The organism is Mesorhizobium sp. Cs1299R1N1, assembly GCF_037179655.1.
In the GTDB taxonomy this organism is placed as follows: domain Bacteria; phylum Pseudomonadota; class Alphaproteobacteria; order Rhizobiales; family Rhizobiaceae; genus Mesorhizobium; species Mesorhizobium salmacidum.
Map to the genome: position 1 here is coordinate 1 of NZ_JAPYKR010000144.1, position 397 is coordinate 397.

The 397-nt window shown below is 60.2% G+C and carries 1 pseudogene; it reads left to right on the forward strand.

What is annotated here, in order from left to right:
* A pseudogene (locus tag O7A70_RS34090) lies at positions 1–243 on the forward strand (transposase); the annotation flags it as partial.
* Between the last annotated feature and the right edge of the window lie 154 nt (positions 244–397).

The window sequence follows — 397 nt, forward strand, 5'->3', positions numbered from 1 at the left end:
TGTCGCCGGACCTGATCTCGGCGGTGACCGATGCCGTCCTGGAGGAGGTGGCCGAATGGCAGAACCGGCCGCTCGACGCCTGCTTTCCGCTCGTCTTCTTCGACGCGATCCGGGTGAAGATCAGGGATGAAGGTTTTGTCCGCAACAAGGCCATTTACATCGCGCTCGGCATCCTGGCCGACGGCACCAAGGAGATTCTCGGCATCTGGATCGAGCAAGACCGAGGGGGCCAAGTTCTGGCTGTCAAACGGCTTCCAAAACTGACCCCCGATCTGGAGTGCGCCCCTGAGGGTGGACAGATATCAGGCCGCTGATTTGCCAGTCTGCCGGATGTGTTGATCCTCGAACTGCTGCGGGCTCAGATATCCGAGCGCCGAATGGAGTCTGCGTTTGTTGT